The organism is Paenibacillus sp. FSL R5-0914 (assembly GCF_038004525.1).
Lineage (GTDB): Bacteria > Bacillota > Bacilli > Paenibacillales > Paenibacillaceae > Paenibacillus_AQ.
Genome location: NZ_JBBORH010000003.1, coordinates 57,402 through 83,723 on the forward strand (window position 1 = coordinate 57,402; position 26,322 = coordinate 83,723).

19 protein-coding genes are annotated in these 26,322 nt (G+C 44.9%); 12 read left to right on the top strand and 7 right to left on the bottom strand.

Annotation, left to right across the window (positions count from 1 at the left end; translation table 11 throughout):
- The first annotated feature begins 138 nt into the window (after nt 1-138).
- The 4 genes from MKX60_RS23645 to MKX60_RS23660 all read left to right on the top strand — a co-directional run bounded on the left by MKX60_RS23645 (nt 139) and on the right by MKX60_RS23660 (nt 5,442).
- A complete protein-coding gene (locus MKX60_RS23645; RefSeq protein ID WP_341061179.1) occupies nt 139-1,482 on the top strand; it encodes an ABC transporter substrate-binding protein in 1,344 nt (447 codons plus the stop codon).
- A 158-nt stretch (nt 1,483-1,640) separates the two neighbouring features.
- A complete protein-coding gene (locus MKX60_RS23650; protein WP_081382818.1) occupies nt 1,641-2,564 on the top strand; it encodes a carbohydrate ABC transporter permease in 924 nt (307 codons plus the stop codon).
- A 1-nt stretch (nt 2,565) separates the two neighbouring features.
- The gene (locus tag MKX60_RS23655) at nt 2,566-3,426 is read left to right on the top strand and encodes a carbohydrate ABC transporter permease (protein WP_149646412.1); all 861 of its coding nucleotides are present in this window, start codon (nt 2,566-2,568) and stop codon (nt 3,424-3,426) included.
- Between the two features lie 51 nt (nt 3,427-3,477).
- Nucleotides 3,478-5,442 (top strand): glycoside hydrolase family 127 protein, encoded by a 1,965-nt coding sequence (locus MKX60_RS23660; protein WP_341061180.1) that lies wholly within the window; start codon nt 3,478-3,480, stop codon nt 5,440-5,442.
- A gap of 18 nt (nt 5,443-5,460) precedes the next feature.
- Here MKX60_RS23660 and MKX60_RS23665 read toward each other — a convergent pair whose 3' ends face one another.
- Nucleotides 5,461-6,351 carry an AraC family transcriptional regulator gene (locus MKX60_RS23665; protein WP_076299101.1) on the bottom strand — a complete coding sequence of 297 codons (891 nt, stop codon included), beginning with the start codon at nt 6,349-6,351 and terminating at the stop codon, nt 5,461-5,463.
- Nucleotides 6,352-6,478: 127 nt separating this feature from the next.
- On the opposite strand from MKX60_RS23665, the gene yicI reads away from it, so the two are divergent.
- Entirely contained in the window at nt 6,479-8,800 is a 2,322-nt protein-coding gene (yicI, locus tag MKX60_RS23670; protein WP_341061181.1) for an alpha-xylosidase, read from the top strand.
- 124 nt (nt 8,801-8,924) lie between these two features.
- Nucleotides 8,925-10,091 (top strand): SGNH/GDSL hydrolase family protein, encoded by a 1,167-nt coding sequence (locus MKX60_RS23675; RefSeq protein ID WP_076299103.1) that lies wholly within the window; start codon nt 8,925-8,927, stop codon nt 10,089-10,091.
- A 100-nt stretch (nt 10,092-10,191) separates the two neighbouring features.
- Here MKX60_RS23675 and MKX60_RS23680 read toward each other — a convergent pair whose 3' ends face one another.
- Together MKX60_RS23680 and MKX60_RS23685 are read right to left on the bottom strand one after the other, a co-directional pair.
- The gene (locus MKX60_RS23680; RefSeq protein WP_341061182.1) at nt 10,192-11,853 is read right to left on the bottom strand and encodes a helix-turn-helix domain-containing protein; all 1,662 of its coding nucleotides are present in this window, start codon (nt 11,851-11,853) and stop codon (nt 10,192-10,194) included.
- Nucleotides 11,850-13,670, bottom strand: a complete 1,821-nt coding sequence (locus MKX60_RS23685) for a cache domain-containing sensor histidine kinase (protein WP_341061183.1) — start codon at nt 13,668-13,670, stop codon at nt 11,850-11,852. Before MKX60_RS23685 ends, MKX60_RS23680 begins: the two co-directional genes overlap by 4 nt.
- A 136-nt stretch (nt 13,671-13,806) precedes the next feature.
- Between MKX60_RS23685 and MKX60_RS23690 the strand changes: the two genes are divergently transcribed.
- The 4 genes from MKX60_RS23690 (at nt 13,807) to MKX60_RS23705 (ending at nt 19,005) form a co-directional block, all read left to right on the top strand.
- Nucleotides 13,807-14,688 (top strand): carbohydrate ABC transporter permease, encoded by an 882-nt coding sequence (locus MKX60_RS23690; RefSeq protein WP_076283845.1) that lies wholly within the window; start codon nt 13,807-13,809, stop codon nt 14,686-14,688.
- Complete coding sequence (locus tag MKX60_RS23695; protein WP_042185063.1) at nt 14,688-15,521, top strand: carbohydrate ABC transporter permease; 834 nt, start codon at nt 14,688-14,690, stop codon at nt 15,519-15,521. The genes MKX60_RS23690 and MKX60_RS23695 overlap by 1 nt, the downstream gene beginning before the upstream one ends.
- A 61-nt stretch (nt 15,522-15,582) precedes the next feature.
- Nucleotides 15,583-16,884 (top strand): ABC transporter substrate-binding protein, encoded by a 1,302-nt coding sequence (locus tag MKX60_RS23700; RefSeq protein ID WP_042185065.1) that lies wholly within the window; start codon nt 15,583-15,585, stop codon nt 16,882-16,884.
- Nucleotides 16,885-17,013: 129 nt separating this feature from the next.
- On the top strand, nt 17,014-19,005 hold the full coding sequence (locus MKX60_RS23705; RefSeq protein ID WP_341061184.1) for a beta-galactosidase: 1,992 nt from the start codon (nt 17,014-17,016) through the stop codon (nt 19,003-19,005).
- Nucleotides 19,006-19,513: 508 nt separating this feature from the next.
- On the opposite strand, the gene MKX60_RS23710 is transcribed toward MKX60_RS23705, so the two are convergent.
- Nucleotides 19,514-20,347: an AraC family transcriptional regulator gene (locus MKX60_RS23710; protein WP_341061185.1), complete on the bottom strand. Its 834-nt coding sequence runs from the start codon at nt 20,345-20,347 to the stop codon at nt 19,514-19,516.
- A 119-nt stretch (nt 20,348-20,466) separates the two neighbouring features.
- On the opposite strand from MKX60_RS23710, the gene MKX60_RS23715 reads away from it, so the two are divergent.
- Nucleotides 20,467-22,497 (top strand): beta-galactosidase, encoded by a 2,031-nt coding sequence (locus MKX60_RS23715; protein WP_076283847.1) that lies wholly within the window; start codon nt 20,467-20,469, stop codon nt 22,495-22,497.
- A gap of 75 nt (nt 22,498-22,572) precedes the next feature.
- Here the strand turns inward: MKX60_RS23715 and MKX60_RS23720 are convergent, their stop codons facing one another.
- Nucleotides 22,573-23,241 carry a hypothetical protein gene (locus MKX60_RS23720; protein WP_341061186.1) on the bottom strand — a complete coding sequence of 223 codons (669 nt, stop codon included), beginning with the start codon at nt 23,239-23,241 and terminating at the stop codon, nt 22,573-22,575.
- Nucleotides 23,242-23,417: 176 nt separating this feature from the next.
- On the opposite strand from MKX60_RS23720, the gene MKX60_RS23725 reads away from it, so the two are divergent.
- Entirely contained in the window at nt 23,418-23,975 is a 558-nt protein-coding gene (locus MKX60_RS23725; RefSeq protein WP_341061187.1) for a DUF1273 domain-containing protein, read from the top strand.
- Nucleotides 23,976-24,060: 85 nt separating this feature from the next.
- Here the strand turns inward: MKX60_RS23725 and MKX60_RS23730 are convergent, their stop codons facing one another.
- Nucleotides 24,061-25,518: an amidase family protein gene (locus MKX60_RS23730; protein WP_341061188.1), complete on the bottom strand. Its 1,458-nt coding sequence runs from the start codon at nt 25,516-25,518 to the stop codon at nt 24,061-24,063.
- Between the two features lie 267 nt (nt 25,519-25,785).
- Nucleotides 25,786-26,277: a hypothetical protein gene (locus MKX60_RS23735; protein WP_076283851.1), complete on the bottom strand. Its 492-nt coding sequence runs from the start codon at nt 26,275-26,277 to the stop codon at nt 25,786-25,788.
- Nucleotides 26,278-26,322 lie beyond the last annotated feature (45 nt).

The following is a 26,322-nucleotide window of genomic DNA, read 5'->3' on the forward strand; positions in this document are numbered from 1 at the left end:
GTTTCCTTTTAATGTTGTAATAATGTAATCCAATGCACAATGTTGAAGCGGTACTTTGGTACAAGCTACGTTGTGTAAGCGCTACCCAACTTACTCCCTAAGGGGTTAAGTATATAAATCATTCAAGGAGGAAGCTGAATGAAAAAGGCATCACTTTTCACGATGGTTATATTGTTGATTGTAGTTATGGGGCTCAGCGGTTGCGGTGGAGGAAATAAAGAAAAAACTTCAAACAACCAGCCAGCAAAAACGAACGAAAGCAAGGGGAGTAAAGATACCGCCACTAAGACGGAACCGAAAAAAGTCATCTTCTGGACCTTTGTGGATGCGCACCAAAAATTCTATGAGAGTATGGCGGACAGTTGGAATGAAAGTCATCCGGATGAACAGATTGCTCTAGAAGCTACAACCATTCCTTATGATGACATGCATACCAAGCTACTGTTGGCACTGCAATCAGGCGTGGGTGCACCGGATTTAGTTGATATTGAGCAAAGTAAATTTCCGAATTTCATGAAAGGGAAACCGCAGCTTGTATCTCTGAACGACATACTGGAGCCTGAGCTCGGAAATATCGTCAAATCGAGAGTAGACATATACAGTAAAGACGGCACTTATTACGGGATTGATTATCATGTAGGCGCAACTGTAATGTACTACAACAAGGAAATCCTGGATCAAGCCGGTGTGAACGCAGATGATATTAAGCTGTGGAGTGATATGGAAACTGCAGGTAAACAGGTGCTTGAGAAAACAGGCAAGCCGATGATTACCTTTGAAGGGAACGGAAACTGGTCTTGGTGGCCAGCGATTAGTCAACAGGGTTCAGACCAAGTGGATGCGGACGGAAATGTAACCGTTGACAATCCGATTAATGTGAAGACGATGGAGTTCTTTCAAAAGCTAGTGAAGGAGGGTGTTGCTGCTGTAGCTCCGGGCGCGGGTCACGATACTGAGGAGTATTTTGGATACATGGATTCCGGCAGTGCAGCTTCAGTATTTATGCCTTTCTGGTTTATGAATCGCTTTACAGACCATATTCCTGATCTGAAGGGAAAAGTGATTATTCGTCCAATGCCAGCATGGGAAGAAGGCGGTAATCGTTCAGCAGGGATGGGCGGTACAGCAACTTCTATTACGAACCAAACCAAAGAAGAGGCTTTACTAAAGAAATTCTTGTCTTATGCCAAATTGTCTAAAGAAGGCAACATTCAAATTTGGAAGCAGCTCGGGTTTGACCCGATTCGTACGGATGTATGGACAGATCCGGCGATGAAAGAAGCGAATAAATTCACTGATTATTTTGGGAATGATATTTTTGATACGCTCATTAGCGTTAAAGATGAGATCGCTCCAGTCAATATCCGTGAGAAATCACCTGAAGTATTTGATGCCGTTCGCAATAAGGCGATGCCAGAAATTTTTAAAGATCTGAAAGATCCGGCCCAAGTACTTAAAGACGTGCAGGCCAGTCTGAAGTAGGAATCATAAAGCATCATGTTCTATTGGTTGTCTGTCATCCCCTGCACGATAAAGAGTACCGTTATAAGTGAGCGAGTACGAGACCCGGGGTGACAGACAATAAGTAGACGAAAGAACCCGCGGATGTGGGGGGATTTAACCCGACTGGAGGTAACGTTATGCAAATAGAAAGGGAGATCGTTCACACTACAAAGCGAAGATATCAACTGGGCAATTCGCAAAAAATAGCGCCTTATGTATTCGTGTTACCCTTTATTTTGTCTTTTCTTATTTTCTTTGCTTATCCACTGGTTAACGCTGTCATCATGAGCTTTCAGGAAGTATTACCTGGAGAAACATCCTTCGTGGGTTTAGATAATTATGAAAAGCTATGGAATGAAAATTTCGGGGCAGCGTTGTTTAACAGCACGAGGTATACACTCTGGACGTTGCTTCTTCTGATACCAGTTCCGATGGTGCTGGCTGTATTTTTGAATTCGAAGAAAATGGTAGCAAGTAATTTTTTTAGATCGACTATATTTATTCCTGCTTTGACTTCCGTAGTTGTTGCTGGGGTGATCTTCCGTCTCATTTTCGGTGAATTGGATGGGGCTTTGATGAACACGATTCTTCATTTGTTTGGGCTCGAGAGCAAGCAGTGGTTGTATAGTTCGAATCTAGCAATGTTTGCACTGCTTGTGCTGGCGGGCTGGCGATGGATCGGCATTAATGTACTGTACTTCTTATCTGCACTGCAGAGTATTCCCGGTGAACTCTATGAGGCAGCTGAAATCGATGGTGCAGGTAAAATGCGTAAATTCATGAGGATTACGGTTCCACTTTTGAAACCGATCACGGTGTATGTCGTGACGATTACTATATATGGCGGTTACGCCATGTTTACAGAAAGCTATATGCTGTGGGCGGGTAAGCCATCGCCGCAAAATATCGGGCTTACAATGGTAGGTTACATCTATCAACAAGGTTTCCAGTATTTCGATCTCGGTTTTGGGGCGGCAATTGGCATTACACTGCTGGCGATTACACTGGTGGTCAGCTTGGTGCAATTAACACTTACCGGCTTGTTTAAGAAGGAGGAATAAGATGATGCAGGATAACAAAAAAAATAAATTTTCTGCGGCCTCCATACTACTATTACTCTTGTTCCTTATTCTTGCAGTGTTCATGCTGTTTCCATTGTATGCATTATTTCTAGCATCCCTTAAACCGGCTACAGAATTATTCCGCTATGGATTGAATGTCAGGCTAGATTTCAATCTGATGAGTTTGGATAACTATAAGAGTATTTTTTCAGGTGTGGGTGCGGCAGGTAATTATTTTGCATGGTATAAGAATAGTGCAGTGATTACAACACTCTTTACATTGTTGAGCTTGCTGCTCTCCTCCATGGTAGGTTACGGGCTAGGAATGTACCGATTCAAAGGCCGGAGCCTGATCTTTACGCTCGTTCTTGTTGTAATGATGATTCCGGTGGAGATTATTATTCTTCCACTTTATAAATTGACCATCTCACTGAAGCTGATTAACACCATTTGGGGCGTTATCTTGCCGTTTGTGGTGGCGCCGCTGCCGATATTCTTCTTTCGCCAGTTTGCACTGGGTCTACCGCGAGACTTCATGGATGCTGGTCGAATAGACGGATGCACAGAATACGGGATCTTCTTCAGAATCATGGTGCCGCTGATGGCTCCGGCCTTTGGTGCAATTACGATTCTGCAAGCGATGAACAGCTGGAATAACTTCTTGTGGCCACTTATTGTGCTACGGACAACCGAACAATTCACTCTGCCCATTGGGCTCGCTTCTTTTGTGTCCCCACTAGGTAACAATTATGATGCGCTGATTGCGGGTGCGGTGTTAGCCATCCTGCCTATTTTACTTCTGTTTCTGTTCTTCCAGCGTTTCTTTATTGAAGGATTGACGGTTGGCGGAGTCAAGGGATAGACCAGATGTAGTGTGAATTTACACCCTACAGAGAAGAGAGGAGATTCTAACATGAGTCAGTCAGTTGCAACACACGAGGTAAGAAAAAATCAAATTCAGGACCCGTTCTGGTCAGAATATATTCGTCTAGTGCGTGAGGTTATGGTTCCCTATCAATGGGAGGCGCTGAACGATCGTATACCAGGTGCAGAGCCAAGTCATGCCATTCACAATTTTAAAATCGCCGCTGGACTTGAGCAGGGCGAATTCTACGGCATGGTGTTTCAGGACAGCGATGTGGCCAAGTGGTTAGAAGCAGCAGCCTATTTAATAGAGGAAAAACGTGATCCTGTGCTGGAGAAGGTCGTAGACGGTGTTATTGATATTATCGTCAAGGCTCAGCGGGAGGATGGGTATCTTAATACTTATTTCACGCTTAAGGAACCAGGTCGTGAGTGGAGTAATTTGGCGGAATGCCATGAGCTATACTGTGCAGGGCATATGATTGAAGCTGGGACAGCCTATTATAAGGCAACGGGTAAAAGAAAGCTGCTGGATGCCGTTTCGCGGTTTGCGGATTACATAGATACGGTATTTGGACAGGAGCCAGGGAAGCTGAAGGGTTATGATGGGCATCAGGAAATTGAACTGGCTCTCGTCAAACTGTACCATGCCACAGGTAATGAGAAGTATTTGAACCTGAGTCGCTATTTCTTGGATCAGCGGGGGGAGAAACCTCATTATTTTGAGCAGGAGTGGGAGAAGAGGGGAAGAGGATTACATTTTCCTCAATTGTCGATGGTTCACGATCATCAGTACAGTCAGTCTCATCTGCCTGTGAGAGAACAGGGCAAGGCTGAAGGACATGCGGTACGCTTGGTTTATATGTGTACAGCGATGGCAGATATCGCTGCTGAAACCGGGGATGCTGGAATGCTGGCAGCTTGCTGCGAATTATGGGATAACATCGTCAATAAACGAATGTATATCACCGGCGGCATTGGCTCAATGGAGCAAGGAGAATCTTTTACTGCCGATTATGACTTACCAGGTGACTTAGCTTACGCTGAGACTTGTGCATCAGTTGGACTGATATTTTTCGCCAAGCGTATGCTGCGTCTGCACCAAGACTCCAAATATGCAGATGTGATGGAGAGGGCGTTATACAATACCGTAATTAGCGGGATGTCACTGGACGGGACGAAATTCTTCTACGTGAATCCGCTGGAGGTCTATCCGGAGGTACTTGGTAAAAATAAAAATTATAACCATGTGAAGGCCGAACGTCAGGGGTGGTTCAGCTGTGCTTGTTGCCCTCCGAACGTCTCTCGCCTACTCGCTTCGCTCGGACAGTATGTCTATACCGTTCAAGATGCTTCTATCTATGTGCAGCTTTACATTGGCGGGCAGCTGGAAGCCGTAATAAACGGGGCATCGGTTAGGATTGAGCAACAGTCTCTATACATCTCTGAAGGAAAATCCAGATTTATTATCACTCCTGAACAGACTAGTGAGTTCACGCTCGCACTTCGTATGCCGGAATGGTGCGACCAAGCTGAGGTTACAGTGGATGGAGGGAACAAGACTTATTTTGCAGGAGATAAGAATGGTTATATCGAGCTGACTCGTGAATGGAAACCCGGAGAAGAGGTTGAAATCTCATTCTCTATGCCGGTTCAGATTATGAAGAGTCATCCGCAAGTCAGACAGACGTTTAGCAAAGTCGCACTGCAGCGCGGGCCGTTCGTATATTGCATGGAGCAGGTGGATAACGGTAAAGGTTTGTATCAGCTTCAGCTTCCACGGAAGACGGAGTTTACGATCTCAGAACAGATGGGCTCCCCAGGAGGCGTGAAAGTGATTCGGGCAACCGGACAGCGTATGAAACCCACGGAGGAATGGGCGGATGAACTATACCGCAGTGATTCTCTCTGGAGCATGGAACCTGCGGAGTTGAAATTCATCCCATACTTTACCTGGGCAAACCGCGGGATTGGTGAGATGACAGTTTGGATTCAAGAAGCGACCGATGAATAGAAGTCGAACAACAAGATGTCAACGGGACCCCTTCCTAAACTCCGAAGGCGAGCATTTCATCGCTCTGCGAAACACTTTAATAAAATAGCTCACATTATCAAATCCGACCTCGAATGCGATGTCGGATATTTTTCTGTTACTTTGTTGAAGTAGATCGGCAGCTTGGCGAATTCGGTAAGAGTTAATGTAATCTACTGGAGTCTTACGGGTCATTTCTTTGAAAAAACGGCAGAACTGTCCTTCACTCATGGGGATAAGGTCGGAGAGGTCCCGAGTTCTAATCGGCTCCTGATAGTTATCCTGAATATAGAGAATAATCTTCTTAAGTCGATTGATCTTAGTAGTATCAGCGTCATCCAGCTGGCTGCGGTTTACAAAACGATCCTCTGGAGCAATCAACGAGAGCATGATGAGTAACGTGCCTTTAATAAAAGCTTCAAACCCGGGAGATTGCGCAGCGTAGGCGTCCATCATGCGTTCTAAGTGTCGCAGAAGTTCATGCTGCCATTTCACAGCCGGTGTTAGGTGGCGAGGAAAGCTTTGTCTTTTCTCCTGAAGGGGTAAGATGGTGTTCTGCTGGATCGTATCATATTGGGCACTAGCGAGAAGATCAGGAAGAAACACGAGCGCACAAAATTTGCAGGGCGTATCTTCGTTCAGTACATAGGCAGCGTGAATATCACCAGACTCGATAAATACAGCCTCACCGGCTTTAAGTGGGAAATATTCGGTATCCACCTGAAACAGAATTTCTCCTTCGAGCAGCATAAAAAACTCCGCTTCTTCATGCCAATGGGTATCGAGGACATGTGTTCCAGCCGGTAATTCTATCCAATAAGCTGCAAGCGGAAACATGCTATCGCCATGCACTCTGTCTTCTTTTAGCAAACTCTGGGTTGTACGGTCCATAAATGCCACTCCTTTCGGATAAAACATCAAAATAGTGTTATAAATGAGCTATATAGTATTAGTTTTGTTTATTTTTTATCGGTATAATGCAACTATAAACACCAAATTGAAAGGTGGCAAGTACACAATGAAATTTACTGATGGTCTCTGGCTGGTGCGTGATGGTATCACGATTAACGGTGCAGTTCAAAATTATGTTGTAGAAAAGACTCCAGATGGATTAACAGCAATTACTCAAACAACTCCAATCACAGGGCGTTCAGCGACGCTGAATTCAACCCTGCTTACTGTAAAATTTCATTCCCCGCTTCCAGGTGTGGTAGGGGTTAAGATTATTCATCATGATGGCGTACAAGAACGCGGTCCAGTCTTCGAACTCACGAAAGGTACTGGAGATCACGTTAAGATTGAAGAAAACGATTCCGAGACTGTGCTGATCAGCGGCGGACTGCGTGTAGTGATTCGCAAAGGCCAACAATGGGCTGTGGATTTCTATCGTGGAGACGAGAGAATTACAGGCAGCGGTTTCAAGTCCATGGCTTATATCACGGATCAAGACGGCAACACGTATATGCGTGAAGAGCTGGATCTTGGTGTAGGTGAATTCGTTTACGGTTTGGGCGAGCGTTTTACCGCTTTTGTAAAGAATGGACAGACCGTAGATCTTTGGAACAAAGACGGTGGTACTAGCTCCGAGCAAGCTTATAAGAATGTTCCTTTCTATGTAAGCAGCAAAGGCTATGGCGTATTTGTTAACCACCCTGAGTTGGTTTCTTATGAGATCGCTTCGGAAAAAGTGAAAAAAGCGCAATTCAGCGTTGCTGGAGAAAGCTTAGAATACTTCGTGATTGATGGCCCTACCGTCAAAGAAGTTATCAGCAACTACACATCACTTACTGGCAAACCTGCACTTCCTCCGGCTTGGACATTCGGCCTATGGCTGACGACTTCTTTCACTACCGACTACGATGAAGCAACCGTAAACTCCTTCGTAGATGGTATGGCAGAGCGCGATCTGCCACTGAGCGTATTCCACTTCGATTGTTTCTGGATGCGTGAATATCAATGGACCGATTTCCAGTGGGATGAGCGTGTATTCCCTGACCCAGTAGGCATGCTGAAACGCCTGAAAGATAAAGGGCTGAAGATCTGCGTATGGATCAACTCTTATATCGGGCAACGTTCCCGCTTGTTTGAAGAAGGCAAGAAAAATGGTTATCTGCTCAAAAAACCTAACGGTGACGTTTATCAATGTGATTTGTGGCAAGCAGGTATGGCACTGGTGGACTTCACCAACCCTGCGGCTTGTGAATGGTATGCCGGCTACCTGCGTGATTTGGTAGATATGGGCGTAGATAGCTTCAAGACAGACTTCGGCGAGCGTATTCCTACAGATGTAGTTTACTTCGACGGATCTGATCCGATGAAAATGCACAACTACTACACTCAATTGTATAACAAGGTTGTATTTGAAGTGCTAGAAGAGAAGCTTGGTAAAAATGAAGCGGCATTGTTCGCACGTTCTGCAACTGCCGGTGGCCAACAGTTCCCAGTTCACTGGGGCGGTGACTGCTACGCAGATTATGAATCCATGGCAGAGAGCCTTCGCGGTGGATTGTCTCTAGGATTGTCTGGTTTCGGTTTCTGGAGTCATGATATCGGTGGCTTTGAGAACACGGCTCCGGCACATGTATTTAAACGCTGGTTGGCGTTTGGACTATTGTCCAGTCACAGCCGTCTGCATGGTAGCACTTCGTACCGTGTGCCTTGGGCTTATGATGACGAAGCTTGTGATGTTACCCGTTTCTTCACCAAACTCAAATGTAGCTTGATGCCTTATCTGTATGATGTAGCAGGACAGGCTCATGAACATGGCTGGGCTTCTATGCGGGCTATGGTTATGGAATTCCCGGAAGATCCTACTTGCGAAGTGTTGGATCGTCAATACATGCTAGGTGAATCCTTGCTTGTAGCCCCAATCTTCCAAGAAAACGGCGAGGCGAAGTACTACTTGCCGGCTGGTCGCTGGACTCACTTGCTTACTGGTGAAACCGTACAAGGTGGATCATGGCGCAAAGAGAAATATGATTTCTTTAGCCTGCCACTATTCGTTCGCCAGAATTCCTTGCTGGCAATCGGCAGTGTGGATAACAAACCGGATTACGACTATGCGAATGGCGTTAAATTCGGCTTATATTCACTTGAAGATGGCACTACGACTTCTGCAACCGTTCGTGATCTCAAAGGTGCTCCTGAATTGACTGTGAAGGCTGACCGTAAAGGCAGTACGGTAACAGTTACTGCGGAAGGTAGCGGTAAAGAATTCTCGCTTTCACTTAAAGATCTGGGAGCTATCGCTTCTGTAGAAGGTGCAGAGCAAGTAGATGAAACTACAGTAAAAGTAAACGCAGGTGCAAAAACCGTATCGTTTACGATTACATTGAAATAAGATTGTTTCTTAAAGCATATTGATATAGCCATAACCTCTCTTGTAAACTGGGTGGATGATCTGTTCCCTTGGTTTATTGGAGAGGTTTTAGTGTTACAATCTTACTGAATAACGGGGGAACGTTATGGATACTAATTTAACAAAGGGAAGTGGAGTATTGAACCAGACGGAATATACCTCAGCAACGGTTCTTTCAACTGCAGCGAATTTTATAATGAATAGGCAAGAAGCGTTTACGCATACCTTCCGGACTTATATTCGTTTAAGGGAAAATGGTACGTTGAAGTTAAAGTTCTGGCATAGCAACGCGGTGGATTCTACATGGGATCAAGGGCAAGAAGCTGTAGGCAGTGAACCTGGAGGCGACTGGGTTATCGAGACAGCTTATATCGCTGACGGAGGAACAGAACCAGACGGAACGATAACTGAAAATACACAGCATGCGCTTACCTTTGAGGGCAAAGCCTCAAAAACCGTTGCGGCTAGCGAATGTTTCTGGAGTGATGAGACAAGCATTGTTCTGCCGGAGGGTCATTACTTGGCGTTTACGTGGACGATTAAGACACTCACTGCAGGTAAATCGATTCCTTTCAATGTTGAAGGGATGCTAGTTTCAGCTTATGACGCGCCCGGAAATCTTGCCGCACAGCAATCAGCGGATGGTTTTACAGCGTCTGATAATCTTTTAGTACTGCCAAGCTTCATTGGGTATAAGAAATCTGTTACCAAGAAACTAATATTCTTGGGGGATTCGATTACTCAAGGTGTGCGGACATTAAAGGATGAGTACGAATATTGGGTCGCGAGAATTGCGGATGGCCTTGGCACGGATATTGGTGTATGGAATCTTGGCTCTGGCTGGGCTAGAGCTTATGATGTCGCCGCGGATGGTCCATGGCTAAACAAAACTAAGCAAAGTGATGAAGTGATGATCGTACTCGGAGTAAATGATATTGATATTGGCTGCCGTTCGGCGGACGAGGTTCTTGGTGACTTGCAGACCATTATTTCTAAGATCAAGGGGGCAAATGCTGAAGCTAATATTATTCTAAGTACGGTGCCACCGTTCAATTTTCAGGGTGAAAGAGAAGAAACTTGGCGCAAGGTGAATCGTGAGATTTTGTCTAATCCGCCTATAGGTGTGAGCCGGGTGTTTGATATAGCAAGCCTATTGTCATTGCCTGCACCAGACGATCACCGGATCAGACCAGAGTTTATGAGTGGAACAGACGACCCGCATCCGAACGGCATAGCCGGTAAGACGGTCGCGGACGCCTTTTTAAAAATATAAGAAAATATAAGTTTCACGCTATACATTATCTTTATATTTCTGCGAGAAAACGGTTGTCTTCCATAAAGGAGACAACCGTTTTCTGGTAGCGTGGTATTAATTAAATTTTAAACTGGTTTCGATAGTCCTTGGGTGATACACCAACCTGTTTCTTGAATACCTTGCTAAAATACTTCACATCATGAAACCCCACCATTTCGGAAATTTGCGACAGCTTTAGACGAGGGTTCTGCATAAGCAATTTAGCTTTATCTATCCGGACGTTAACGATGAAATCGGAGAAATTAATGCCGTATTCCTGTTTGAATCGGCGTGAAATATATTCGCGGCTAACAAAGAACTTTCCGGCAATCTCCTGCAAGGATAGATCAGAGGCATAATTAAGTTCGATATATTTCACGATATCATGCATAGGATTGCTTTCTTTAGCTTGTTTAGCGGCTATCACTTCTGATATTCGCTCCATCAGATCAAATGACCAGTCACGCCAAGCAAATAAGGAGAACGAGTAACCATTCGTATAAGGAGCTGGGTGAAGCTGATCGGCCTGTTCTAACTCGGCTAGTGCGCTATCGGCATCAGGGCCTAACGTTTCCCGTACCAACTGGGAACGAAATAAGAGTGCATCATTCTTCCACGAGTTTAGAATCTCTGGTGTAACAATTCCGCATCGGCTAAGCTCGTCCACCCAGTGCTGTGCTGCCGCGGACAATACATCAGTGCTTCCGCTGATGACCGCCATTTTCCAATCTTCCTTCACATGTGCGAAGATCGTCGGCGATGCATGTCCTTGAATTTCTGTCTTTGCGGTTTCATTGCGCTCTTTAAACTCTTCGGAGGAAGTAGAAAAATGGCAGTAATCCTCATGAATTAATAAATTTCTACGCTGTAAGGCCTCAGCCACCTCTGCACGCTGATAAGATAATTGCTTAGGCAGGCTGCCGATGCAGCTAATTCCGAAATGCATTCGGACCTGCAAAGTAGAGTAGATCCCCTGATTAATTCTCCCTATAAGCTCGACAACAGACGTTTGGATATCCCATAGAATGATGGCAATCTCCGAAGGACCTCCCCAGTAACGAAAAGCCACACCCTTACGCTGACCTTGCAAAAATTCATTACAAATATTGACGATAGCGTAGTTCAGGAGACCGGTGTCTCCTCCAAAACGGTTAAGAAGGAGATTATTTCCTGTATCTATCTGCACAAGTATTAGGCGCGAAGAGAGGACGTTTTCCGGGATAATGCCATCGCTTCGCAACCTTCGAAGAGATAATTCCGAGTTGATCGGATCATCGATTAGCGCGGATAGCAGTTTTTCTCCGTAGATGGGCTTGAACTCATTAAGCTGAATGTTCTGCTTCTGTCGTTCTCTACGGTCAGCTTCCTCTGAACGCCAAGCAGCCACTGCCTTAGCGATTGCTACATTGATTGCCTCCGCTTCAATGGGCTTAAGGATATAATCAATTCCACCATGACGAACAGTCTGGCGCACGAACTCGAAATCATTATGTCCGCTGACCACAATGAATTTGATGTTGCCGGCAAATTCGTTAACCCATGTCATTAATTCCACGCCATTACCGGATTCCATCATCATGTCCATAATGACCAAGGCTGGTTTCGCTTGCCGAATGATCTCAATAGCTTCATTTCCGTTTCCGGCTTCCAGAATTTCATTGATTTGATGTGCGTCCCAGTCGACAAGAAGTCTAACAGCTTTTCTAACTCTCGCCTCGTCATCAACAATTAACGCCTTCATATCGTCTCACGCTCCGCTATAATGTCTATTTCCAGTCTTACAACCACTCCACCTGCTCGGAGGTTGTCCACCGTCAAGATGGCGCTATCTCCGCATACGAGCTTGAGCCGAGCCAGAACGTTCGGCAGACCAATACCAGATCCTGTAGCTTCCTTGTCTTGCTCTGTATTTCTTAATAAATCTATATCTGTTCTAGTGGAATGTTGAAGCTTCTGCCGCAAAAGATCCAGTTTCGCTGAAGGGATAGCATTTCCGTTGTTTTGAATACAGATTTCCATTCGCTTGTCGCCCAATTTGGCCGCGGTGATCTCAACAAATCCGTCTGAGCGGGAATGGTTAAAACCGTGTTTGAAATAGTTTTCTACAATAGGCTGCAGAATCATCTTAGGCATAAATGTCTCTAAAAGAGCTTCCTCCATATCGTAACGGAAACTGAATTTATTTTCAAAACGTTCCTTCTGTAGTTCGATGTAAGCTTTGACATGATCCAGTTCATCCTTAACCGTGACAATCTTCTCCTCATTGTACATGCTGTAGCGCATCATTTTCGCTAGTGCAGAAAGAAGAGAGTAGATTTGGGGTACTTTAAGCTCCAAGGCAAGCGTACCGATGATCTGCAAGGTGTTGTTAAGGAAATGCGGATTGATTTGCGCTTGCAAAGCCCGCAATTCATTCGTTTTATTAGTTAATTCCAGCTTGTATTCTCTCAGGATCAGATTGTTGATCGTATCCATCATACTGCGGAACCGTTCTGTAACGACACCGATCTCGTCTTTGCCCATGGGACGGATATCGATATCAAGCTTCCCGGTCTGGACCTGATTCATATAGCGGGTCAACTGCTTAATCGGGGCGGTGATTCGAAAAGAGATTAGGATCGTTAACGTTGTAATTGTAATCAGCAGCAGGACCATCAGTGCTATATTGATCGTTGCCGCCTCATTGGCTTCTCGGAAAAGATAAGATACGGGAATCTGCTTCACCAGCGTCCAATTTAACCCTGGACCTTCGATATTCTGGTAGATAAACATAGCTTTGTCCTCTTCAAAGTATCCTTGTGAGCTTTGCTTGTCCCTGATATTCGTATCGTACCAAGCTGCATTCAGTTTCTTGCCGTATTCTTCACTATTGTCCCCGTAGACAATGTTTCCGTTGCCATCCAGCAGCCAGATTTTCTCCTGCTTCTGATCAGATAACTGACTGATGATGTCGGTTAGAGCCGTTAGCTTGACATCAATCGACAGGTAGCCAAGCGCTTTTGTGGTAGGGACTCTTTCGATTCTTCTGTGTAAGGTAAACACTGGCTCCGGTATAAATTGCGGGATCGGTGCCGTTAGGCCGTAGCTATGACTTAAATGCGTACTCTGTAAGGATACCGCAGAATCGGTAGTGATCTTGGAGTCAGGATAAGGTGGAACACCCTGCCAACGTTTCGGTGTATTTTGGGTGAGCAGAGTGGCTTTGCTGTCCTTGACACCGTATAAATAGACCTGAGATATGTCAGGCATAGATGATGAAATGTAATTCAGAGAAGAATAAATTCTTGCATTTGCTAGCATATCCTCGTATCCAGCTTCGAGAGATCTGTAGAATTCTGAATCTGAATAGACGATAAGGGAGAGTCGATTGATTTCCTGAATCAGACTTTCAATGTTTCTAGTACCTTGAAAGAGAAGGTTCGTATTCTCATCTACTGCTCTTGTTCTTAAGGATTGAGTACTAAAGTGGTAGCTTATAAACATCGTGGCCATAATACAAATTAGTGTTGGAAGTAGGATGAAAACGATCATTTTTGTGCGAATTGTGTTCCATTTCATCGAAATTTGTCACATCCGATCAATATTTTACACCTGAAAGATCACTTCCGTAGGTGTGAGGTGCGCTCAAAAAAACAGATAATATGTGTATAAAGCATAAACAAGTAAGTGAGCAAAAGAAAGGGGGGGACAATAAATGCGCGGCACTAAGTTGTCCCAGTTAGGTCAACAGGTATTCTTCGTTGGTCCTGCAGTTTTGTTTTTTACCTTAATAACGATTATCCCATTTATCATGGGGATGTATTACTCCTTCACAGACTGGAACGGTGTATCCGGTAATGTAAGTTGGGTCGGATTTCAAAACTTCACCACTATATTTACGAATGACCCCGACTTCTGGTCTTCCTTTTGGTTTACCGTAAGATTTACTGTGTTAGGTGTAATTTTGACTAATGTGGTAGGGTTTTTCCTAGCTTATCTGTTAACGAAACCATTAAAGACACGTAACATGCTTCGGACGATCTTCTTTATGCCGAACGTTATTGGGGGATTGCTGCTCGGGTTCATCTGGCAATTTATCTTCATCAAAGGGTTCGCAACAATGGGAGAACTCACGGGCTGGTCGTTCTTTAATCTTCCTTGGCTGGGTGATGCAACAACCGGCTTCTGGGCGATTGTAATGGTTTTTGTTTGGCAGTCTTCCGGTTATCTGATGGTTATCTACATCGCTTCTCTCAGTAACGTATCGAAAGAAGTCCTGGAAGCGGCTGATATTGATGGTGCCTCTCGTTGGCAGGTACTACGCAACATTGTAGTTCCATTAATAATGCCTGCTGTAACTATTGGTTTGTTCTTGGCCATTTCTTGGTCCTTCAAAATGTTCGACCTTAACCTTTCCTTAACGAAAGGTGGACCGTTCAAATCTACTGAATCGGTTGCTATGAATATTTACAATGAAGCCTTCCTGAACAATCGTTACGGTCTGGGTACTGCTAAAGCGCTGCTGTTCTTCGTTATTGTGGCGATTATCACCCTGATTCAAGTCCGTATTACGAAGAGCAAGGAGGTAGAAGCTTAATGAACGCCAAGACAAAAAGCAGATGGAATATCGGCGTGGAAGTGTTGATGATTCTTCTGGCCCTGCTCTTCCTGTCTCCATTTTATTTCTTGCTAGCAAACTCAGTGAAATCCTTCGGTGAAATTCTGAGTGATGCTGCAAGCTGGCCACAGACATTTATGTGGTCGAACTATACAAGTGCTTGGAAATTGGCACGTTTCGGTGAAGCTTTCCGAAATTCGGTTATCATAACGGTTATCAGTGTTATTCTAATCTCTCTGTTTAGTGCGATGGCTTCTTATCGTATGGTTCGGGCGAATACGAAATTTAATCAGTTTTTGTTACTGTTGTTCGTAGCCGCAATGGTTGTTCCGTTTCAAACGATCATGATTCCAATCTTGAAAGTTGTAAATGTAATGGGAGTAAACAACTCCTTCCTGGGTTTGATTATCACGAATCTAGGGATCAGTGTTCCAATGGCAATCTTTCTGTTCCACGGCTTTATCAAGTCCGTTCCGCTTGAAATTGAAGAGGCGGCTACAGTTGATGGATGTAATCCGATTACTGTATTCTTCCGCATAGTACTTCCTTTGCTGAAGCCAATGGTAATGACAACGATCGTGCTTAATGCACTTGGGATATGGAATGACTATCTGCTGCCTTCCTTGATTCTTCAGGCACCAGAACTTCGGACCATTCCGCTGGCGACCTTCTCCTTCTTTGGTCAATACACCAAACAATGGGATATGGCGCTTCCAGCTCTCGTAATCGGGATTGCTCCAATTATCATTTTCTATCTGTTCATGCAGCGTTACATTGTTGAGGGAATAGCGGCTGGCTCGGTGAAAGGTTAACACCGAGCCCTCCGTTCCAAATATTTCATAAGTAGTCCACTATCTTAAGGGGGAAAATATAATGAATAAGAAACGCTCAGCAGTTGCACTTTCGGCAGTAATGGCTATGAGTTTAGCATTAACAGCATGCGGTGGAGGCAATAACGCTTCTAGTAACTCACAAAATGGAAGCGCTGGCACAGATAAAGGTGAAGTAAAGACGGTTAAGATCTTTCAATTCAAAACTGAAATCGTTGAAGGTCTTAATGAGCTTAAGGTTGAATTTGAAAAAGAACACCCTAACATCAAGCTGGATATTCAAACCGTTGGTGGTGGTGCCGATTACGCTGCAGCACTGAAGACTAAGTTTGCTTCCGGCGACGCGCCTGACATTTTCTCAAATGGCGGATATGCTGAAATGGAGCTTTGGGGAGATAAGATGGAAGATCTGTCCGATCAACCTTGGGTGAAAGATCTGATTCCTATGGCAGCAGAGCCAATGACTAAAGACGGTAAAGTGTACGGTATGCCAATGAACCTTGAAGGAATTGGTTTTGTATATAACAAAGACCTGTTCGAAAAAGCAGGCATCACTGAAACTCCTAAAACATTGTCACAACTAGAAGATGCAGCTAAGAAATTGCAAGCGATTGGCGTAACTCCTTTTGGTAATGCGTATCAAGAATGGTGGCTCCTTGGTAACCAAGGGATCAGCGTAGCATTCGCTCAACAAGATGATGTAAATGGCTTCATTAAGAGCTTGAATGACGGTACGGGTACAATCGTAGGTAACAAAGTGTTTGAAGATTGGAGCAACTTGCTCAACTTGACTTTGAAATACGGACAAAAAAATCCGTTGACTACAGATGCTAACACTCACTTGGCTATGTTTGCTAAAGGTGAAACTGCAATGATGCAAGAAGGTAACTGGGCACAAACCCTTGTTGATAACATTACACCTGACATGAACATCGGTATGTTCCCTATGCCAATCAATGAAGATGCTGCAAAGAATGACAAAATGACTGTAGGTATTCCTGCAAACCTTGTTATCAACAAAGATTCCGGATCTAAAGAAGAAGCTAAAACATTCTTGAACTGGTTGGTAACTTCAGATATGGGTAAAGAGTACATCGTTAAAAAATGGAAATTCATCCCTGCTTTGTCCACCATCGAAGCAACTCCAGAAGATATTGGTAAGCTTGGATCTGACGTATGGAACTATGTAAAAGAAGACAAAGTATATGGTTTGCAATCCTCTAAATTCCCTGATGGTGTAACTCAAGAATTTGCTAGTGTGATTCAACAGATGATCGCTGGCAAGGTTGATGTGAATGGCTGGATGACAGGCATGCAAGCAGCTTGGGACAAGCTTAAGAAATAAGTGAAGCTCGTTCATAAAGAAGATTAAAATGGACTAGTGGTTAACAAAGCGTTCTCCGTATACCTCATCATTATGAGACGGGGAGCGCCTTTTATTTTGGTGATAACAAGATAGGGGGAGAGGACGCCGGTGAAGCGATATGATCTTATTCAGATAGGTGTGGACTATTACCCGGAGCATTGGGAAGAATCCTTGTGGGAACCGGATATCAGATTAATGAAGGAAACAGGTGTCAAGGTAGTTCGAGTCGCCGAGTTTGCATGGAGCCGGTTAGAGATAGCGGAGGGCAATTACCAGTTCGGGTGGCTGGACCGCGCACTGGATCTTTTTCATAAGTATGGATTACAGATTGTGATTGGTACGCCCACAGCTACACCTCCTAGATGGTTAACTACGAAATTTCCAGACGTGCTGCCAGTATTTGCGAAGGGAGAGACCTTTCATCCAGGGGTACGCGGACACCGCTGCTATAATAGTACATCTTTGCGCGAATACGGAAGTCGTATCACGCAGCGACTTGCGGAGCACTATAGTAAACACCCGGCCGTTATTGGTTGGCAGACTGATAATGAATTCGGGATGTTAGATTGTCATTGTGATGCTTGTAATATAGCGTTTCGCAATTGGGTGAAAGCCAAATATGGCAGCCTTGATCGGGTGAATGCAGAGTGGGGAACGGTTGTGTGGAGTGGAGAATATAGCGATTGGAATGAGCTTACTGTTCCACTGGGCGGATCACCACATCAGAATCCATCATTCCTGCTAGATTATCAGCGGTTTCAGTGGGATTCGGTGGTAGCATTCCAGAAGACGCAGATTGAAATTTTGCGGTCTGTTTGTCCGCAGCATTTTATCACTCATAACTTTCATAGCTATCCACAGCGTCTGGATATGTACGCAGTCGGTGCTGATCTGGATGTCGCTGCATTTGACTATTATCCGAATACTTCTCCAACCAAGCAAGCGACAACACCATATAGCGGAGCACTTTCACTAGATGTAACCCGTGGTATTAAACGTCAAAACTTCTGGATCATGGAGCAGCTAAGTGGTTCACCAGGTTGTTGGATGCCGATGTGGAGAACGCCGTATCCTGGGATGATTCGTGCTTATGCGTGGCAGACGATAGCCAGAGGTGCGGATACCGTCGTTCATTTCCGCTGGCGTAGTGCAGTCGCGGGAGCAGAGCAATTCTGGCACGGACTGATTGATCACAGCAATGTCCCAGGACGAAGGTTTGCGGAGTTCACTCAGTTATGCCATGAGGTTAATACACTCGGGGAGAAGCTAACTGGAACGACGCTAAAGAATGAAGTAGCTATACTCCATTCTCATGAAGAGAAAGCAGCGCTGGATATTCAGCCTCAGGCTGAAGGATTCGATTATTATGAGAATATTAAACAGATACACCGTGCGGTGACGAAGCTCGGTGTGGGTTGCGATGTTATCGATCTTAGACAATCGCTGGATGGATATAAAGTAGTGATTGCTCCGAATTTATATTTGCTGGATGAGGAGATCGTACGTAGTTTGGAGGATTTTGCACTAGCTGGCGGAACTTTGCTTATTACCAATCGAAGTGGCGTGAAAACTACAAATAACATCGCAGTCATGCAACCACTACCGGGGCTACTGAGCTATTGCACAGGGGTTGAAGTGCTGGAGTATGATCCAATAGGTGCTGAAACCCATAAGGTCGTTGATGCTGAGGGTAACCAATATGAATGCACGCAGTGGTGCGACATCCTGAGACCTGTTGTGGCATGGCCGATTGCGTGGTATGGCGATGATTTCTATAGTGGAACTCCGGCTGTAACCGTCAATGCTTTTGGAAAAGGTCAGGTTTATTACTTTGGGACTCATATGGAAGAGAGATTCTGGTCAGTTTTATTGGAGCGCCTTTCCAAACAGCAGGGGCTGTTTAGATTTGAGGGTTTGCCGGATGGAGTACAGGCCTCTGTACGTTCGGGAGATCAAGGAAGCTTCTTATTCTTGCTTAATTTGAGCCGGGAGTCTGTGACGATCCCGTTACCACAGGAGTATAACAGTCTGCTGAATCAATCGATTTGTTCAGGAGAACTGCAGCTTGAGCCGTATGGTGTGGATATTCTGGAGATGTAAAAGATTTTAAGTAATTGCTGATGGGGAGAGGGCTTTATCTCCTTGGGGGTTAACCCTTGTGATTGAGATTGAGATTGAGATTTGTGATATGTGATTGCATGATGTGCAATTAAATGTACTCCTTGGGTCGGGAGAGCTGTCGAGACAAGCCAGTTAGTGCAGTGAAGAATGCTGCGTTTGGAGTGGAGGGTGAGTTTGTGTGGTGCGGAATAGCTGCACTTTCTACACTTATTTTATGCTCTCGGGCTATGAAATGGATTTAGTTGTATTTAATGCAGCTATAATGCGAAGTATCGCGGTTCACAGCCAAATGCTGAGAATATAACTGCACAGAATACACTTATATGGATATTTTGTGCTGAACAGGCTGATTTAAGTGTACAAAATGCAGTTACTCTTTCGTACATGCCCATACTAATGAGATCTACACAGCGATGAGCTCTATCATACGAAACCTTATGTAACATTTCACTACGCAGGAGGCGATTAAGCTGTACACCTTAGAGTATTAGTGAAGTCGTCTAAACTGCTCCGGTGTAGTCCCCGACTGCTTGCGAAAGGTGGCAACATAATGGCTAACATCACGGAAGCCTACTCTCTGCGAGATGATTTTTACAGTAAGATCCGGCTGGCTTACGAGCATTTCTTTGCTTTTACGGATACGTAGCCGTACGAAATAGGCATAAGGAGATAGCCCAAAGGTTTGTATGAATAGATTGTTGAGATATCGCCCTGAGACGCCGAGCTGATCGGCTAGATCGTTAAGTCCGAGATCAGGATCACCATAATAGCTGTCCATCCATTTCAGAAGCGGCTGCAGCTTATCCACATTGCGGGATATCGTTGTGTTGTTATGCAGTTGCCCATATTTGCTTAAAGTAAGCAGAAAGCGATAAGCATCAGTGGAGGCAGTCAGACCAAACATGTCCTGTGAGGCATCATACTGATCAAGTATTTCTCTTAGCAGCTTGGAGAGAGGCGCCTCTTTTTCCCAGCGGTAAAAAGAATTCATATTCATCCCCAGCGTCTCCAAAATAGACCCTGCAGAGCTGCCTCCGAACGTTAAATAAGAGGTGCTCCAGTTAGCAGCCGAAGCTTCATAGCGATGTGGAGTATAGGGGAGAAGTAATACACCACTGCCTGCGGGAAGGGAGAAGCTTTTATTCTCAAAATGAATCACCCCTTCACCAGACGCCGTTTGGAGCCAATGATAGGTTTCGTAGCCATCTAAGCGGGATACTTTTTCCTGTTGATGATTGTGACCGATACTGTCTAATGTGATAGGTAGATCCTGTCCACCCTCATGGGGGAACACAATTCTACGATGCACGATTCCCTTCAATGACTCCATCTCCTCTTAGTTCCATATTCTTATATGATGGGAAGATTATTTTATATTTATAGCGTCAGGTTAACCGATTACAATATATATATAATTATACTATAAAGGATGTGCGATGTGTGATTAACGATAAATTACCTAAGATTTGGTACGGTGGAGATTACAATCCAGAGCAATGGGATGCGCCTGTATGGGCAGAGGATGAGCGTATGTTTAAACTGGCAGGAATTGATGTTGCCACAATTAATGTGTTTTCCTGGGCGCTGATCCAACCTTCCGAAGACACTTATGATTTCTCATCACTAGATGAATTAATGGATAGACTATATAAAAATGGTACTTACGTATGTCTGGCAACAGGTACAGGAGCGCACCCAGCTTGGATGGCTCATCGTTATCCTGAAGTTACTCGTGTTGATGTGAAGGGTAGAAAACGCAAGTTCGGTGGACGTCATAACTCGAATCCAAACAGTCCGGTTTACCGCAAGTTTGCAGCGAAGCTGGCAGGAAAGCTGGCTGAACGTTATAAAGATCATCCGGCGCTTGTAGCTTGGCACGTTTCGAATGAGTTCAGTAACTATGATTATTCTGATTTATCTGAAGCGGCGTTCCGTGTCTGGTTGAAGGATCGTTACGGTTCTCTGGATGCATTAAACAAAGCGTGGAATACACGTTTTTGGGGACATACGTTTTATGATTGGGAAGAAATTGTACTGCCTAGTGAGCTGAGTGAAGAATGGGATGGCAACCGCACCAACTTCCAAGGCATTTCATTAGACTTCCGTAGATTTATGTCTCATAGCTTGCTGGAATGCTACAAAATTGAGAGCGATGCGATTAAGGAGCACAGTCCTAACGTACCTGTTACCACTAACTTGATGGGCTTTTATGATGAATTGGACTATTTTGAGTGGGCTAAACATATGGACGTCATTTCTTGGGACAACTATCCTTCACTCGATACTCCGGTCAGCTTTACAGCCATGGCGCATGATCTCATGCGTGGATTGAAGAATGGACAACCTTTCATGCTGATGGAGCAAACGCCAAGCCAGCAGAACTGGCAGCCATATAACTCTTTGAAACGTCCAGGGGTTATGCGCTTGTGGAGTTATCAGGCTGTTGCGCGTGGTGCAGACACTGTTCTGTTCTTCCAGCTGCGTCGTTCAATTGGTGCATGTGAGAAGTATCATGGAGCTGTTATTGAGCATGTCGGACATGAGCATACGCGTGTATTCCGTGAATGCGCTGAGCTAGGTAAAGAGCTGGGACAGCTTGGAGATCAGCTATTGGATGCGCGGAGTGCAGCTAAAGTAGGGATTATTTATGACTGGGAAAATCGCTGGGCCATCAACCTTTCAAGCGGACCATCCGTAGCTTTGGATTATGTGAATGAGATTCATAAATATTATGATGCACTCTACCAACAAAATATTGAAGCCGATATGATCGGTGTAGAAGAGAATCTGTTCAAATATGAGATTGTAATCGCACCTGTGATGTATATGGTTAAGCCGGGTTTTGCTGAGAAGGTTGAAGCTTTTGTAAAAGCAGGCGGTACATTCATTACGACTTATTTCAGTGGAATTGTTAATGAGAACGACCTCGTAACCGTAGGTGGCTACCCTGGGGAACTGCGCAACGTACTCGGGATTTGGGCAGAGGAAATTGATGCACTGCTGCCAGGGATGAGCAATGAGATTGTGATGGACAAAGCGTGGGGCAATTTGAGTGGTTCTTACAAATGTGATCTGCTCTGCGATCTGATTCATGCCGAAGGTGCTGAGGTTTTGGCAGAGTACGGATCTGATTTCTATAAAGGAATGCCAGCCTTGACGGTGAATAACTTTGGTGAAGGTAAAGCGTATTACGTGGCTACCAGCCCAGAAGCGGGATTCTTGAAAGGATTCTTAGCCAATCTGTGTGCCGACAAGAACATTCAGCCGTTAGTAACTGCACCGGAAGGTATCGAATCTGTGCAACGTGTGAAGGAAGGTGTATCCTACCTATTCTTGCTGAACCACACCACTGGTGATTTGAGTGCGGATATTGGTGCTACTGAGCGTACGGATCTTCTGACTGGCAATAAGGTTAGCGGTTCTGCTGTTGTGCCAGCCCGTGGAGTATTGATTTTGTCAGATAAGAACTAATTCGTAGTATATATAAAAAGATCTCCGGGGAACCAGCTTGTCCCCGGAGATCTTTTTTTGTGGTGCAGCATTTCATTAGCTGCTGCTGCTCGCGCTGTCATCTGGAGTAGCTCCACCCGGATTGCCATTACTTAATGTAATGCTCTCCGCCACGGTGGAATCTGATTTAAGTGTGTATTGGATAATATCATCAGCCCTCAGTTCTGCTAAGGTGATCGCATTTTCTTGACGCGTGCCATTGTCGAAGGTAACCGCTACGATTTTAGTATCCGCATCAATGGTAATGTCTGTGGTTTCATCGGAGAAGCTTTGCTGCATTCTACCTCCCTGTGGCCCACCGCCTTGTCCTCCGCCACCTTCCGGCATTTCCCCTTGTGGCATCCCACCCTCGGGCGCAGCGCCATTTCCTGTACTTTGATCGCCATCAGGTCTTTCCGGTGGGGTACTGCCTTGACTGTTCTGCCCGTCACCTTCTCCAGCACCTTGTCGGGGCATAGACATGTCCGATTTATAAATGGTAAGGGTAGTATCGCTTACACTCTTAATCTTACCGAAATTCATGGACATATTAGGTCCGCCATTCTGTTGATCGCCGTTTGCTTGTGGTTGTTTGGCTGCTGAACCCCTGTCTGCTTGGTTATTTGCAGCAGTTGTTCCTTCGGCCTCCGAATTCGCGCTGCAGCCAGCCAATAATAGAGAAGCGAGTAGGCCTCCAGATATTAGAATAGGGACGAACTTTCTCATTTTTTATTCCTCCTTAGTAGGTTAAAGATAGATTAGGAGAAATATAACAAACAGTTCTGAAAGTTTGCTTAATTTCCGCTGAGAGTTTGCCTAAAGAAATGAAATATGCAAATGTTATATAATGAACAAATATGTAGACTTAAAGGATAAGCCAACGACCAGGAAAGAGGCAGCACATGAAGACTTTACTAGTAACAGGGTATCGTGCGCACGAGCTCGGTATTTTTGACAATAAGCATCTAGGGATTCCTTATATCAAAAAGGCACTAGCTAACCGATTAAAACCTTTGATTGAAGAAGGCGTGGAATGGGTGATTACGCCCGGCCAGTATGGTGTGGATCTGTGGGCATGCGAAGTGGTGAGCGAACTTAAGCTGCAATATCCGGACTTGAAGCTTGGGATCATTACAGCGCATACTGGTCAGGAAGAGAAATGGAAAGAAGAAAAGCAGAACGAGTATCGGCGTATTATTGCGGGTGCGGATTTCTTCGGGGCGGTCAGTAATGCTCCTTATGACGGTAGCTGGCAGTTTCGGGCTAGAGACGATTTGTTGTTCCGCAAAAGTGACGGAATATTGCTCTTTTATGATGAGGATGCGGCGGAGGGGAGTCCGAAGTTTTTTAAAGAGCGGGCGCTGAAGCTACATGCTGAAGGAGAGTATGAGTTGTTTCTAATTCACTCTGATGAAATTCAGAATATTGCCGATGAAGAGAATCAACGTGACCATGAGTAAGTATATGTAGATTTTGGAAAAGTAATGGCCCGTAAACAGTGAATGAGACCATCACCGTTTACGGGCTTTTTGATATAAGAAGTGATCAGATAAAACTCTTTAGCGATGGTGCTTTTCGCACCTTGTAGTTTTGTTCATATGCATAGGCGAGCTTGATGAGTGTAGGCTCCTGATAAGCTTTCGCTGAGAAAGTTACACCGAAAGGGGCGCCGGCTGATGTATAACCGGAAGGTACAACGATGGACGGATATCCTGCTCTGGAGGTAATTCTGGCGCCGAAATCGGCGGGGAACAGCAGGGCATCCAGATTGTGCTCCTTCATGGTGGCGTCGATGCCTTCTTCCTTACATAGTTTTAGGTCAGTCGCACGGTGCAGCAAATATTTTGGTTCGGTTTGTGTGCCGGAAGAGGTATATTCCGCATCTATTAACGTAGCTTGACCATATCTTAAAGTCTCCACAGGATGTGCATGGTTAAAATCTATAATATCCTTTAAGGTTCGCATCGGTGCCCCAGGGCCCAAACGAGATAAATAAGCGTTCAAAGCTGTTTTGAATTCATTCAATACCACAGAAGAATAACTAATTTCCCGGGCGGTCTTAATATCCGCAGGATCAATAATAGTAGCTCCAAGCTCTCTCATTCTATCTACGGAAGCATTGAACAGTGCAAGTTGTTCATCTGTTAGCTCCTCGAAATAATAATCACGCGGGATACCTATACGCGCGCCTTGCAAGCCATTCTCGTCTAGGAATACAGTGTAATCTTCGTGGATTCTACCTATATTCGTTCCCATTGCTGCATCTTGAGTATCATTGCCGAGCATTGCGTTTAGCAGCAGAACGGCATCACGAACGGTTCTGGCCATAGGGCCAGCAGTATCTTGTGTATTGGATAGCGGAAGGATTCCCGAACGGCTGAGCAGTCCAACGGTTGGCTTAATGCCAATAATGGAGCCTAAGTTACCGGGGTTAAGGATCGATCCCGAGGTTTCTGTGCCAACAGAGACTGTACAAAAGTTACAAGCGACAGCTACCGCAGAACCAGCACTGGAGCCACCTGTTGGTGTAGATATATTGTAGGGGTTAAGGACTTGCCCGCCGCGGGAGCTGTAGCCGGAGGGCATGCCGGTTGTCATAAAATTGGCGAATTCGGTCATATTGGCTTTACCCATAATGATTGCTCCGGCTTCACGCAGTTTTGTAACTATAAACGCATCTTCTCCGGCAAAAGAATTCGCCAAAGCCAGCGAGCCTGCGCTAGTATGCATTTTATCCCCTGTATTGATGTTATCCTTCAATAACACAGGTATGCCGTGCAGGGGGCCCCGGGAACCTTTGATCGTACGTTCAACATCTAGAGATTCTGCGATAAATAATGCATCAGGATTGATCTCCAGCACAGAGTTAATCGTCAGGCCATTTTTGTCATGATCAGCTATGCGTTCATAATACATGAGAACTAGTTGTTTTGACGTAAGTTCTCCGGCTTCTAATGCAGCTTGGATCTCCGGTATAGTGACTTCTACGATTTCAAAACTCATGTGAGTTCACGCTTCTTTCCCTTTAGGATATAGCTTCCCCTTCATCTAACCATAATTTGGGTTTTAGTGGTAGTATTCTTTTTATACTACAAATTATTGAATGATGGTCTCGGCAGTTAGGGGGGATATTAATGTTTTTTATTAGCGAAGTTTTGGGTAGAGCTTGCAAGCGCGCAACTGAAAAAAGGTGTCCAAATCGCCAAAACAAATGGCTGTTAGGACACCTCTTTTTATTTTTTTTTTGATAGGAGTTGTTATTACCCCTGCTTATCCCTGTGCTGTAAATCCCTCTTCTGCTAAATATTCTTTAGCTTCCTCAAGGGTCTCAAAGGCCATTTCTAGATTAAGGTCGGCATAGACATACCATAAATCATCCTCAAGTTTTAGAGTCAGTGTATGGCCCTCATCATTAGTCCAGAGTGAGTCGGCGGCTGCCGCAGCCTTTTTCTTTCTTTTGCTGGCTACAGGGGTGTCTGGAATGTAAATAGACAGTGAGGTGATGGAGGCATCCAACAGACTCCGCAGCTCGGATTCCGAGTAGTCGCGAATGTTCACAAAGCCCTTATCATCTGCCTCATAGCCCCGCAATAAGCCTGCGAACACATAACCATTCCCATTAGGGTGCAGATGGTAAGCAACGGTTTTCTTATCATGCTGGCTTTCCTCGTAGTGATAGTTCACGCGCCCAAGGGATACGTTTTTACGTTCCAGTTGGGGGTAAGAGTCGAGAATCGCTAATTTTTGTTCAAAAGTAAGCATATACAGCCTCCGGTTTTCGGTGTGATTGTGCACATGATTATACCA